Origin of the sequence: Providencia sp. JUb39, assembly GCF_012272845.1 — a bacterium.
Taxonomy (GTDB): Bacteria; Pseudomonadota; Gammaproteobacteria; order Enterobacterales; family Enterobacteriaceae; genus Providencia; species Providencia lanzhouensis.
On the sequence record NZ_JAAWXD020000001.1, the window covers coordinates 1,265,050 to 1,278,510 of the forward strand.

Here is a 13,461-nt window from a genome sequence, read left to right on the forward strand (position 1 = left end):
ACGCTTATGAGACTAATAACACCAATTCGTCCACTGATAATGCGGCTCTGTTTTTTTATTATCTTGCTAAACAGCGTGGGAATTAGCCATGCGAAAAATGATGAGTTGGTGATAGCGACAACATTCTCACCCGAAGCGACACAAGCGATAGTCACGAATTGGAATGCGCGAGAGGATGCAATACCCATCCGCACGATTAATCGAACCAGTGCCTCATTAGAGCGCTTGTTAGATACCGATGCTTTGGAAAATGTCGATCTGATACTGACCTCCTCGCCGATGCTGATGCACCATTTGCAGCAGCATAATCGGTTGAGTGCATTGCCGGATATTCCTGAGTATTCCCAGCGCTTAATTCCTGAATCTTTAAAAGGTTCCGTTGCTGCGGTGGCATTTTCTGGATATGGCATTTTGACTAACCGAAAGTGGATGGAGCAAAACAAATTACCCATTCCTAAGACATGGGATGACCTGACAAATAGCCAATATCAAGGCTCGTTACTGATAAGCAGTCCATCTCGCTCTGATACCTATCATTTAATGATTGAGTCGTTATTACAGCAGCGGGGGTGGGAAGATGGATGGCGCATTTTACTGGGAATGTCAGGGAATTTAGCCACTGTTTCATCACGCAGTTTTGGGGTAGCCGATAAAATCAAAGTGGGGTTAGGTGGGGCTGCACCGATTATTGATAACTATGCAAATGTGTTATTAGCTGACCCTGAACTCGAGTTTCACTATCTGCCTGATTCAGCCACATCGCCGACGTTTATTGCGATCACTCGCCACAGTTTAGCGCCAGAAAAAGCGCGAAAACTGATTGATTTTTTACTCAGTGAACAAGGGCAAAAAGTGTTTGCAGACAGCAGCACAGGGAAATATCCAGTTACTCCTCTAGGGGATGATAACCCTCGAAAAGCGCAGCAAAGCCAGCTATTAGATTCACCTAAACCGCTGGATGTCCATTTGGTATTGCAGCGTCAGCGATTAGTACAGCAACTGTTTGATGCGGCAATCACGTTTCGTTTAACGGAATCGAAAGATGCTTGGCGTGCGGTGTATATGGCGGAAGCTAAGCTAAAGCACCCTTTACCAGACGTTCGAGCACTACTGACGGCGATGCCAGTCAGCGCGAAAGAAAGTGAAGATCCTGCTTACTATTCACGCTTTGAAGATAATCGCAAAGCGGAAGAGGAATATATGCGCTGGCAGCATTTCTTTCAGGAGCAGCAACGCCAAGCCATCAGTGTATTGGAAGCGATTAAATGAAAACATCGATAGTGAGATTGATGGGGCGCTTCAGCATTACGGCTATTTTACGTGGCGCCTTTATCGCGGGCGCCTTGATGACACTGATCGTCAGTTGCGTCAGCTTATATGCATGGCAAGAGCAAAATAAGCAGATCCGCTACGCACTTGGGGATTATTTTCCCAAAATGCAGGCTTCATTTTTGATTGAAGGGCAGCTAAATACCTTAGTCAATGAATTGAATGAATTTTTAAAAGCACCAAATACAGCGACAAGATTGCAATTACGCAACCAAATCACCGCACATTTAGCGCAAATAGCCGCATTTAATCAGCAATTGAATGGGCAGGATCAACAGCAAATTTCTGTCATTTTGACGCAAAGTCAGGATCTTTTGCAGAGATTGGATAAGGCACTATATGCCCTGTTTTTAGCACGGGAAAAAATTAATACATTATCTTCTCGGATCAACTGGTTACATGACGATTTTAGTACAGAGCTCAACTCGTTATCGCAAGATATTAGCCTACAACAAGGCTCTTTACTGGACAAAATTGAGCAAGATCCTCTTCAAGCCAAAGGGTTACAAAGTCGGTTACGTAACGTGCAAGGAGAGTTGCAGCTTATTTATACATTGGCGCGTTTGGAAGAGCAGATCACCAATATTTTGACGGGGCGCTTGAAGGATATTCAAGGGGATAATGCTTTTGATGACCCAATCGATGTTAACGGCTATGCCCGTTATTTAGGGTACTTAAAAACGAATTTAGCTGCCAATGAAGAGGCGTTGAATTTATATCCAAGTTCAGTGACGCTGCGTCAAACCATCGATGAGTTGTTAGATATCGGCCTTTCGGATAACCAAATGCTTGAAGTCCTGCAAAATTATCAAACAGCGAAAAGAGCCTTAAATGAAGCGACGATCGAAAAAGAGCGAATTTTGGCTGATTTTCGCTCTCAGCTTGATTTGCAACTTGGGAGCAGCCACTTTCAGCTACAAACGCTAAACCAGCGTTTAGCGAACATTATGTCGTGGAGTGGCACAATTATTATTATTACCGCAGGGTTGGCATTACTGTTGGTATTGCTGTTCAACATGCTGTTTATTCGTCCTCGTTTGGTCAAACGTTTTACCGCATTAAACCAAGCAGTGGCTCGGATCAGTATTGGGGATTTGACGACCCATATTCCTGTCGAAGGTCGTGATGAGTTAGGGCGAATTGGCACGCTGTTACAGCGCAGTATTGCTCAAATCAATCAACAGAAAACTCAGCTAGAACAAGAGATTGCAGAACGTAAGGCAATAGAGGAAAACTTACGAACTACGCAAAACGAGTTGATCCAAACGGCAAAACTCGCCGTCGTGGGGCAGACGATGACCACCTTAGCTCACGAAATTAACCAACCGCTAAATGCTCTTTCCATGCACCTGTTTATGGCGAAAAAAGGGTTGCCAGAGCAAGATAATGACACCTCGTTGATGGCGATAAATAAGTCAGAGCAACTTGTGGCTCGAATGGATGGCATTGTGCGCTCACTGCGTCAATTCGCTCGTAAGCGTGATGATAATGAGCAATTACAACCTGTGAATTTACGCCAATCAATTCAAAGCGCTTGGGATGTTCTGAAGCTTCAACATAAAACCCGCAAAGTGATATTAAGCTATCCGGATATATTGCCTAAGGTGCTGGGGGATGAAATTGGTATTCAGCAGGTGTTGGTTAACTTGCTCTCTAACGCGCTTGATGCCAGCCCCACAGAAGCAGAAATCACCGTTGATTACAGCGAAACCGCTGATAAGTTGCTGTTGACCTTGTGTGATAACGGGACGGGGTGGCCACTGCATTTAGCGGATACATTAATGAAACCCTTTACGACAAGCAAAGAGATTGGGCTGGGGGTTGGGTTATCCATTAGCCAATCGATTATGCAGCAAATTGGTGGTGAGTTGAGAATCGCTTCTACACTGCGTGGAAATGGGTGTGTAATTTTAGAATTTAAAAAGGTACTTGAAGATGCTTGATGACAACCATGACATATTGCTGATTGATGATGATAAAGATGTATTGGAAGCGTATTGTCTGCTACTCGAACAAGCAGGGTACCGAGTTTATGCGTGTGATAACCCATTGACAGCAAAAGAGTTAGTTCACCGTGATTGGTGCGGCATTATTCTTAGCGATGTGTGTATGCCGGAATGTTCGGGCATCGAGTTGATGACACTATTTCTCGCCAAAGACAAACATCTCCCTGTGGTATTGATCACCGGGCATGGGGATGTACCAATGGCGGTGGAAGCAGTCAAAATGGGGGCATGGGATTTTCTACAAAAACCCATTAACCCAGAATATCTTTTAGAGCAAGTTGCCAAAGCGCTGGCGGCACGGAAACAGCGTGTATTGCAGCGCCGGTGGGGCAAAAACCAATTGATGCTCAATTTTGTAGGGAGCAGTGAGTGGTCTTTACAAGTTCGCGGGCAGCTTCAAGGGTTATCGGAAACCCTTGCCGCAGTGTTCTTACAAGGAGAGTTAGGTAGTGGTCGCACTTACTTAGCGCGCTATCTGCATCAAATTAGCACACCGCAGCAAGCGCCATTGGTGATCAAAACATTATTAAATGAGCAAGAAGTGCCTGTTGAAACATGGGTCTCTGAGGCACGCTCAGGAACATTAGTGATTAAGAATATTGAGTTACTCCCTGTGAACCAACAGCGTTATTTGGTTCAGCATTTACAGCAAGACCAACGGGAATTTCGTTTGGTTGGGATCTCAGATCAGCCGCTGCTTACTTTGACTAAACAGCAGCAGATTATTGCAGAACTTTATTATTATTTTTCATTAACTCAGGTGAATTGTTTACCGTTATCCCTGCGTAAAGCGGATATTCCGGTTTTATTCCAACACTATTTAGAGCTGGCTTGTACTCGATTGAATCAGAAATTGCCTGAACTGGATGAGTCTTTCATCAAAAAACTGAGTCGTCGTCATTGGCCTGGAAATGTAACGGAGTTAGCCAACGCAGCGGAGCTGTACGCGGTTGGCATTATGCCAATGGGGGAGACAGCGAATCCGTTATTAACGTCGGTAGCGCCAACGGCATTAGATCAACAAATTGAAAATTATGAACGGCAGATTATTACGGAAGCTCTGAATATTCATCAAGGACGAATTAACGATGTGTCGGAATATCTGCAAATGCCACGGAAAAAACTCTATTTACGGATGAAAAAGTACGGATTAGACAAGCACCATTATCGGACTTAAATTATTGGAGATAAATAGAGAGAAAGTTGCAGGGATTGGCCTGCAACTTAAAATTTCAGTGAATTACAGAAGGGGAATGGTCTCTTCGATGGCTTTCAACAGTAAGTTTCTATCGTGGCGATAAGGAATATCATCAGCCTCTAATACTCGCTGAGTCACTTTGCGTTCTTGGCGGATTGTCGTGACATCGGTGCGTGGCCCTACAATCACCGCATCGATTTTCTTGCGCCCAATATAACGCTCCATCATGACTAGTTTTTCAGGAAGTGTGAGGCTGGCAGCGGAGGTGCTAATTTCCTTCCCTAAATTACCGATATACACCATCGGCGCTTGGCTCTCTTTCAGGGCGCAGGCGATATCATCGAGTAATAACAGGGGCATTAAGCTGGTAAAAAAACTTCCGGGGCCGATTAAAATCAAATCTGCTCGATGGATAGCATCAAGGGCTTCGCTGGTCGCTTTAACGGGAGGGTATAAACGCAATTCTTGCGGTAACTCCTGCAAAGCATCCACGTTAACTTCACCGTAGACTTCATTTCCCATATCATCAATAGCCATCAGGTCTACCGGTGATTCAGACATCGGGATTAATTGCGCATTCACTTTCAGCATATTGCGGATTAAATTGATGGCTTCAAGTGGGCGAACACTTAAATGGTCAAGGGATTTCAGCATTAGGTTACCGAGATTATGCCCTGATAATTCCCCTGTACCCGCAAATCGATATTCAAACATCTTAGAGGCAATGGATGGCTCAGTAATCAACTGATTTAAGCAATTACGCATATCACCCCAAGCAATTCCCCCTTCAGAACGACGGATTCGTCCTGTAGAGCCACCATTATCCGTGGTGGTGACAATGCCAGTTAAACGGGAGCCTAAAGATGAGAGAGAAGACATCACTCGACCAAGCCCATGTCCGCCCCCAAGGGCGACGACGTGATTAAGATTTGTCAAACTACGGTTTGGCATAGTGTTCCTATTTAAACTATCCATCTAGCTAAATTATCAATCTAGAATCAGTGCTAAAACAAAATTGGCGCTAATCTATCATAAAACACCATCTGAAGTTTACTTGCTGTGATAAAAAACAACAAAAGAGAATATTCTCGATCGGTATCACAAATTTCTTGATTATGTGGCTAAGAGTAATTAACTAGAACGGTATGAAAATAAAGGATATAGATGGGCGATTATCAACGCTTTCTATAATCAGATTAAATAGCGCTGTTTATTGCGGGGTAACAGGAATTAATATTTTTTGAACTCGCGGAATTTAAGTGCGTATTTTACCCTCTAGGTGCCATTTTGATTCATTTCGATAATGATTCGATGGTGATGTAGTCGTTTCAGTAATTCGAGACATCATATTTATGGATTCTTAGGGTTATCTATCAAAAAACGCGGGATAAAACTGATCTACAACAAACAATGTGCACAGAATTAACCTCATTTTGACGAGATATTGACAGATAGGCGTTTATCATCACATGGAAATAGCAAAAAAATTATCCGTAATAATAAGGACTTCTGAGTATAGCGGTTGTTTTCTGTAAGTCGTTGTATATTAAGTTATATATCGTTTTTGGATTCGCTTTTTCATTTGCAATGGGCTAAAATCCTTACAGAAAATAAGTGAACCCAGTGATGAGTGTCTTAACTCTTTAGGCTTAATCAGCTCACGGGGTTCCAGATAAAACTCCTAGCCTTTGTGTCTAAGTTCTCCTGAATATGATGCTCTGGCCGTGACCTTGAGTCACCAGGGTGCAAGATAGAAATGTCTGCATCTCCCGTATTTGGAAAGGTGTGAATATGCAGCAACTTGTCGATCAATTTGACCGAAAATTTTACTATCTTCGTTTATCTATCACTGATGTTTGCAACTTTCGTTGCACATATTGCCTGCCTGATGGCTACAAACCGAGTGGTCGCCATGAATTTCTGACGCTTGATGAAATCCGTCGAGTGAGCCGCGCTTTTGCTGAGTTAGGGACTGAAAAAGTCCGTATCACTGGCGGTGAGCCAACGATGCGTAAAGATTTCACCGATATCATCGCCGCTATCAAAGAAAATAACTCCATCAAAAAAATCGCCGTAACAACCAATGGTTATCGGATGGCTCGTGATGTGCAAGCATGGCGAGATGCTGGTTTGAATGCAGTAAACGTGAGTGTGGATAGCCTTGACCCTCGCCAATTTGCGGCGATCACTGGGCAAGATAAATTTTTCCAAGTCATGAAAGGGATTGATGCTGCATTTGATGCTGGCTTCGAAAAAGTTAAAGTCAATGCGGTCTTGATGAAAAACGTCAATGATATCGCCCTCAAATCTTTCCTCAATTGGATCAAACACCGTCCAATTCAACTGCGTTTTATTGAACTCATGGAAACAGGGGAAGGCAGCAGCCTATTCCAACGTTACCATGTGTCTGGTGAAACCGTTCGTGATCGCCTTATCGCAGAAGGCTGGTATATGCAGCCACGTTCTCGTAGCGACGGTCCCGCCCAAGTCTTTAGTCACCCTGATTACCAAGGGGAAATTGGGCTGATCATGCCGTACGAGAAGGATTTTTGCCAAAGCTGCAACCGTCTCAGGGTCTCTTCTTTAGGCAATCTGCATTTGTGTTTATTTGGTGAAAATGGCATTCCACTGCGTGATTTACTGGGCGATGATAACCAGAATGAATCCCTAAAAGCACGTATCCAAAGTGGCTTAATGTCTAAGCGAGAAACCCATTTCCTTCACCAAGGCGACAGCGGGATCACCCCGAATCTTTCCGTTATCGGCGGTTAATAACTTTTTGATTTTCAGGAGCAATTATGTCCCAACTGACCCACCTCAATGCGTCGGGCGAGGCGCACATGGTTGATGTATCCGCCAAAGCGGAAACCGTCCGTGAAGCACGCGCAGAAGCGTTTGTGACGATGAACCCAGAAACTTTAGCCATGATTGTGGATGGCAGTCACCATAAAGGGGATGTCTTTGCGACGGCACGTATCGCTGGGATCCAAGCAGCAAAAAATACGTGGCAGTTGATCCCGCTGTGCCATCCTTTGCTACTGACCAAAGTGGAAGTCACCCTGGAAGCTGAGCAAGCCCATAACCGTGTACGTATCGAAACTTGTTGCCGATTAACAGGGAAAACGGGGGTCGAAATGGAAGCGTTAACGGCTGCTTCTGTCGCGGCATTAACTATCTACGACATGTGCAAAGCGGTACAAAAAGATATGGTTATTGGGCCTGTGCGTTTATTAGAAAAAACGGGCGGAAAGTCCGGTCATTTTAAGGTGGAAGCATGATCACTGTCCTCTTTTTTGCTCAAGTTCGTGAGTTAGTTGGCACTGACCGCTTAGAGTTAGCAGCGGAGTACCCAACTGTAGAATCTTTGCGCCAAGCATTAACTCAAAAAGGTGATCGCTGGGCGCTGGCTTTGGAAGATGGCAAATTATTAGCTGCGGTTAATCAATCGTTTGTTTCTGCGGACCATCCCCTGAATGCGGGCGATGAAGTGGCTTTCTTCCCACCAGTTACAGGGGGATGACCATGGACAATACCCATATTGTGGTACAAACCGAGAATTTTAGTGTTGGCGAGCAGTATGCGTGGCTTGCTGAATGTGACAGTGATGGCGCCGTAGTGACATTCACAGGTAAAGTCCGTAATCATAATTTAGGGGACAGCGTAGCGGCATTGACTCTCGAACACTACCCTGGCATGACAGAAAAAGCCTTAGCGGACATTGTGATGCAATCTCGCGAGCGCTGGCCACTGCAACGCGTGAGTGTGATCCACCGGATAGGTACCTTACAACCCGGTGAAGAAATTGTATTCGTAGGCGTGACCAGCGCACATCGCAATGCAGCATTCCAAGCGGCTGAATTTATAATGGATTACCTGAAAACCAAAGCACCATTCTGGAAAAAAGAGTCTCTCCCTGATAATGAACGCTGGGTGGAAGCCAAAGCGAGTGATGAAGCTTCTGCAAACCGTTGGTAGTCTTAAACTGTTACGCGGAAAATGCGAATAAGCCGAATGGTAATGTCAAAATATTGTGATAAACTTTGGAGCAAATTTGTCCGATCACAGTAAGGATTACTCTGTTGGTGGTTTTGCTGGGTCGATTTTTCTTAAAATGGAAGGGTAACCATCATGGGTCAATTTGATCAACGTAATGATTCTCTTGTCCAGAATGCCAGCACTGGCGTTCAGGCATTTATGTCGCAAGTCTACGGTTGGATGACCGTCGGGTTATTACTGACAGCTTTTGTTGCTTGGTACTCCTTAAGCAGCGGTCTGTTTTTCACTATCGCAACTAACAAAGTTCTGTTCTTTGGAATGATCATCGCTGAACTTGGTTTAGTGATGGGGCTGTCTTTCTTACTGCCTAAAATGAGCGGTGCGATTGCAACTGGGATGTTTATGCTATACGCATTGCTGACTGGTTTAACTATCTCCGTTATTTTAGCGGTTTATACGGGTGAGTCAGTTGTTGGGACGTTTATCATTACCGCAGTCATGTTCGGCGCGTTAAGCTTCTACGGTTACACGACTAAGCGTAGCTTAACAGGGATGGGTAACTTCCTGTTTATGGCGCTGATTGGTCTAGTTGTCGCTTCTTTGGTTAACATCTGGCTGCAAAGCTCTATGATGTACTGGGTGATCACTTACGGCGGTGTATTACTGTTCGCTGCATTAACTGCTTATGACACTCAAAAACTCAAAGAGATGGGTGAGCAAATCAACCAAGATGACAGAGAAAATATGCGTAAGTACTCCATTATGGGCGCGTTATCTCTGTACTTAGATTTCATCAACCTGTTCCTGATGTTACTGCGTATTTTCGGTGATCGCCGTTAATTGCTCATCAAGCTGATTGAAAATATGAAGCCCCGCAATAAGTTAATTGTTGCGGGGTTTTTTATGGTTCTTATCTGGCAGCTAAGCGATTTTTTTGCGAAATAAGTAATAAGCCAGGGAGCTGGTTACCAGGAAGATAATCAGAAGTGGCCATAAGCTGTGAAATACCACGGAAAAATCGGCATCTTTGAGGTAAATCTGCTTAGTGATATCCGTAAAGTGGCGGATGGGATTCACCCACGTAATATCCTGTAGCCAAACGGGCATATTCTCGACGGGGGAGATATAACCTGATAGCAACACCGCGGGCATCATAAACACAAACACACCAATAAACGCTTGCTGCTGAGTTGAGCACAATGCGGAGATAAGCAAACCAAATCCCACGAGTGATAACCCATAAAAAATCATCGTGCCATAGAACAGCAATAGTGAACCGGCGAACGGGATTTTGTAGCAAAAAATACCAATCACTAACACCAATGTGGCTTGTGCAGTGGCGACGACTAAGGCAGGAATCGCTTTGCCAATAAAGATTTGCCATGTGGTTAGCGGCGAAACTAATAGTTGGTCGAGGGTTCCTTGTTCTCGTTCTCTTGCAATAGACAACGAGGTGACGATCAGCACTCCTATCGTCGTAATCAATGCCACTAATGAAGGCACAATAAACCACTTATAGTCTAAGTTTGGGTTGTACCAGTTGCGGACAATCAGTTCACTGTTATTGGGTAGCACTTGGGTTTGTGTGAGCTCCTGCTGATATTGCGTGACTATCTGTTCAATGTAATTAGCCGCTATTTGGGAGCTATTTGAGTTTCGTCCATCCAATAGCAACATCATATTTGCGGTATGATGGCTAGCGATATCAGCGCTGAAATTTTGATTAAAACGGACGACTAACAAGGCTTTACGGTTATCTAGCGTTTCTCGAATCTCAGGTTCATTTTTCAGTAACAGCACATGGGAAAATGCGCTGGCTTTTGCTAAGCGTTGAGTGAGCTCAATGGAATGCTCGCCATTATCTTGATCAAAAATGGCAATGGTGGTGTTAGTGACTTCTAAGGTCGCCGCCAGTGGGAAGAGGATCATTTGGAAAATGACGGGCATGATCAAAATAATTCGCGTCTGTTTTTCCTGCAATAATGATTGCAACTCTTTCATAATTAAGGTGTAAAGACGATAAAACATATTTCACCTCAATCCAAACGGCGACGCGTTTTCAGCGCCGTTAAGCCAATGAATAATATCGCTGAAGCAATCAGCAATAAGAAATCGGTGAATAACACCAGATAGATATCTCCCGCCAAAAATAAGGTTTGCAAGCTGCTGACAAAGTAGCGAGCGGGAATGAAGTAAGTCACTACTTGAATAAATATTGGCATGCTATCAATTTCAAAAATAAACCCTGAAAGCATAATGGCAGGCAAAAAGGCTGCATTCAGTGCCACCATTGCCGCATTGAACTGGTTGCGGGTAATGGTTGAAATCAGTAATCCCATTCCTAATGCGGTGGCTAAATAGAGGCTGGTTATCACAAATAAAATCAATAAAGAGCCACGATAAGGAATATCAAGCACGAATGTCGTCACCAACATACACAGCACCATGACGAACGACCCAAGAATTTGATAGGGCAATAATTTGGAAAGCAGTAGTTCAGTGCGAGTAATTTGGGTGGAAAGCAGTGCCTCCATGGTGCCCCGTTCCCATTCACGGGCTATCACCAGTGAAGTTAAAATGGCACCCACGACGGTCATAATGATGCTAATGGCGCCTGGAATAATAAAATGTTGGCTGAGTGCCGCTTCGTTAAACCAATAGCGCATATTGAGTTCGATAAGCGGGTCGGTGGGATAACCTTGATTTTCACCTTGTTGGATAAGCCATGTATGCCAAACCCCTTTGGTGTAGGCTTGCACAAAATTGGCGGTATTAGGTTCACTTCCATCGGTGATCACTTGGATTGCCGAATGTCCATCCGGGCGAGAAAGTTGCTCTGCAAAATTGACGGGGATCACCACAATGCCGCGAATTTCGCCCGCTTGCATTTTATTAATCAATAAATTGCGATTATCGCTAATGGTGGCATCAATAAAGGGAGAGCCGGTAAAGGTATCGACTAATTCACGAGCGGGTTGGCTTTGTTGATCCATTAGGATACCCACTCGTAATTTACTGGAGTCTAGATTGATCCCATAACCGAAAATAAATAGCAACATCAGTGGGATAACAATGGCTATTAAGGAGCTACTGGGGTCTCGAACTATCTGCTTACTTTCCTTCCAACAGAGGGCTTTCAGCCTGCGCCATGAAAAACCAGAGGCGGTTGTTTTCATTGTGCCTCCCGCTGTTTATCGTAGTTGAAAATCAATTCGATAAAGGCATCTTCCATCGATGGATTTGGATTTTCAGTGCTGGCGACTTGTTTTTTTAGCTCGTCAGGCGTACCTGCAGCAATGATTTTTCCGTGGTAAACCAATCCAATACGATCGCAATATTCAGCTTCATCCATAAAGTGGGTGGTGACCATGACGGTGACCCCCTTGTCTACCATGCCATTAATATGTAACCAGAACTCTCGCCGAGTTAGCGGGTCGACCCCCGAAGTGGGTTCATCCAAAAACAGGATATCCGGTTCATGCATCAACGAGCAGGCGAGGGCAAGGCGCTGCTTATAACCTAGCGGAAGTGAGTCAGTAATCTGGCTGATAATGGGCGTAAAATTAAACGCGTTAATCATCTCCTGCATTTTGGTGGCTTGTTGTTTATGATGCAAACCGTATACACCGGAGAAAAATTTTAAGTTTTGCCCAACTTTGAGGTTGCCGTAGAGGGAAAATTTTTGTGCCATATACCCAAGGTGCTGACGGGCTTTGTTTGAACTGGTTTTTAAATCCATACCAAGCACCAGAGCTTGTCCATCCGTGGGTTTCATTAATCCACACATCATCTTAAAGGTAGTGGATTTGCCTGCGCCGTTAGGCCCTAATAATCCAAAAATTTCACCCCGTTTTACCTGAAAGTTGACGGTATCCGTTGCGGCAAAATCCCCAAATTTTTTAGTTAGGTTGCGGGCTTCAATGACGGTTTCATTGGGAGCGGGTGGAATTTGTGGCACGATAGCCGCGAGTTCAGAACGATGGGATGGTCCGCCACCTAAAAGGTCGATAAACGCATCTTCAAAGCGTGGCTGGGCTTCAATCAGCGTTTGATTTCCCATGTTTAAGGCATTGAGTAAATTCTCTTGGGATGCATGAGGTTTTAAAATTAAGCGAATATAGCGCCCTTGGATCACGCCATCGGTGGTTTCGGGTAACACTAAGGCATTTTGTAGAATGGTGCGTTTTTGTGTTGGAGGAACATCGAGTAAAAATGAGCGTCCCGCCATCTTTTGGGTGAGTTGCTCGGGTTTTCCGCTATACAGAAGTTTGCCTTCATTGAGTAGTAGCACCTCTTTGCACTGCTCTGCTTCATCCAGATACGATGTGCTCCAGAGGATCAACATACCATCGTCAGCAAGGGTATGCACCATTTGCCATAATTCTCGCCTGGCAATAGGATCTACGCCGACACCGGGTTCATCCAGCAGTAAAACTTTCGGTTTGCCTAATAGGGTGCAGGCGAGTCCCAGTTTTTGTTTCATTCCCCCTGAAAGCTTACCGGCAAGGCGAGCAGTAAATGGGGCTAGGCTAGTAAATGCGAGTAATTGTTTATAAGTTTGTTGGCGTTCTTCACCAATAACGCCGCGCAGATCGGCATATAAATCAAGATTTTCTTGAACCGTTAAATCTTCATATAAACCGAATTTTTGCGGCATATAACCGAGGTTTGCCCGCACTTCGATACTGTCTTTAATAGGGTCTAATCCCATTAAGTGGATTTGCCCTGAATCGGGTTTGAGTAGCCCCGCCAGCATGCGCATTAGCGTCGTTTTCCCTGCACCATCGGGACCGACTAGCCCCGTCACGGAGCCGCCGTGAATTTCGGTAGTTAGGCTTTCAACCGCAGGGTTATTTAGCCCAACAAAGCGTTTTTCGACGCTGTTCAACGAAATAATATTGCTCGATGAGTGAATATCTTGCTGAGCCATAA

12 protein-coding genes and 1 riboswitch are annotated in these 13,461 nt (G+C 44.5%); of the genes, 8 read left to right on the forward strand and 4 right to left on the reverse strand.

Going from position 1 to position 13,461, the window contains the following annotated elements:
- The first annotated feature begins 39 nt into the window (after positions 1-39).
- Genes HFU86_RS05650 through pgtA form a run of 3 tightly spaced genes read left to right on the forward strand, consistent with a single transcriptional unit; the run spans position 40 to position 4,512 of the window.
- Positions 40-1,269, forward strand: coding sequence for an ABC transporter substrate-binding protein (locus HFU86_RS05650; protein WP_187129819.1), 1,230 nt, complete (start codon positions 40-42; stop codon positions 1,267-1,269).
- Positions 1,266-3,272 carry a two-component system sensor histidine kinase PgtB gene (gene pgtB / locus HFU86_RS05655; RefSeq protein WP_187128874.1) on the forward strand — a complete coding sequence of 669 codons (2,007 nt, stop codon included), beginning with the start codon at positions 1,266-1,268 and terminating at the stop codon, positions 3,270-3,272. Before HFU86_RS05650 ends, pgtB begins: the two co-directional genes overlap by 4 nt.
- Positions 3,265-4,512, forward strand: coding sequence for a two-component system response regulator PgtA (gene pgtA, locus HFU86_RS05660; RefSeq protein ID WP_132494326.1), 1,248 nt, complete (start codon positions 3,265-3,267; stop codon positions 4,510-4,512). Before pgtB ends, pgtA begins: the two co-directional genes overlap by 8 nt.
- A gap of 63 nt (positions 4,513-4,575) precedes the next feature.
- Here pgtA and HFU86_RS05665 read toward each other — a convergent pair whose 3' ends face one another.
- Positions 4,576-5,484, reverse strand: a complete 909-nt coding sequence (locus HFU86_RS05665) for a gluconeogenesis factor YvcK family protein (protein WP_187128875.1) — start codon at positions 5,482-5,484, stop codon at positions 4,576-4,578.
- Positions 5,485-6,199: 715 nt separating this feature from the next.
- Positions 6,200-6,335: riboswitch (molybdenum cofactor riboswitch) on the forward strand.
- Between HFU86_RS05665 and moaA the strand changes: the two genes are divergently transcribed.
- The 5 genes from moaA (at position 6,325) to HFU86_RS05690 (ending at position 9,369) form a co-directional block, all read left to right on the forward strand.
- Positions 6,325-7,305: a GTP 3',8-cyclase MoaA gene (gene moaA / locus HFU86_RS05670; RefSeq protein ID WP_187128876.1), complete on the forward strand. Its 981-nt coding sequence runs from the start codon at positions 6,325-6,327 to the stop codon at positions 7,303-7,305. Its footprint overlaps the riboswitch before it by 11 nt.
- A 26-nt stretch (positions 7,306-7,331) precedes the next feature.
- Positions 7,332-7,811, forward strand: coding sequence for a cyclic pyranopterin monophosphate synthase MoaC (moaC, locus tag HFU86_RS05675; protein ID WP_036949768.1), 480 nt, complete (start codon positions 7,332-7,334; stop codon positions 7,809-7,811).
- Positions 7,808-8,053, forward strand: a complete 246-nt coding sequence (moaD, locus tag HFU86_RS05680) for a molybdopterin synthase sulfur carrier subunit (protein ID WP_036949767.1) — start codon at positions 7,808-7,810, stop codon at positions 8,051-8,053. The genes moaC and moaD overlap by 4 nt, the downstream gene beginning before the upstream one ends.
- A 2-nt stretch (positions 8,054-8,055) precedes the next feature.
- Positions 8,056-8,508 (forward strand): molybdopterin synthase catalytic subunit MoaE, encoded by a 453-nt coding sequence (moaE, locus tag HFU86_RS05685; RefSeq protein WP_187128877.1) that lies wholly within the window; start codon positions 8,056-8,058, stop codon positions 8,506-8,508.
- 153 nt (positions 8,509-8,661) lie between these two features.
- Positions 8,662-9,369: a Bax inhibitor-1/YccA family protein gene (locus HFU86_RS05690; protein WP_036949765.1), complete on the forward strand. Its 708-nt coding sequence runs from the start codon at positions 8,662-8,664 to the stop codon at positions 9,367-9,369.
- An 81-nt stretch (positions 9,370-9,450) separates the two neighbouring features.
- Here HFU86_RS05690 and HFU86_RS05695 read toward each other — a convergent pair whose 3' ends face one another.
- From HFU86_RS05695 to HFU86_RS05705, 3 genes are read right to left on the reverse strand one after another with little or no spacing between them, the layout of a single operon-like run.
- The gene (locus HFU86_RS05695) at positions 9,451-10,557 is read right to left on the reverse strand and encodes an ABC transporter permease (RefSeq protein WP_154637456.1); all 1,107 of its coding nucleotides are present in this window, start codon (positions 10,555-10,557) and stop codon (positions 9,451-9,453) included.
- 8 nt (positions 10,558-10,565) lie between these two features.
- On the reverse strand, positions 10,566-11,705 hold the full coding sequence (locus HFU86_RS05700; RefSeq protein WP_187128878.1) for an ABC transporter permease: 1,140 nt from the start codon (positions 11,703-11,705) through the stop codon (positions 10,566-10,568).
- Positions 11,702-13,459, reverse strand: coding sequence for an ATP-binding cassette domain-containing protein (locus HFU86_RS05705; protein ID WP_187128879.1), 1,758 nt, complete (start codon positions 13,457-13,459; stop codon positions 11,702-11,704). The genes HFU86_RS05700 and HFU86_RS05705 overlap by 4 nt, the downstream gene beginning before the upstream one ends.
- Positions 13,460-13,461: the final 2 nt, after the last annotated feature.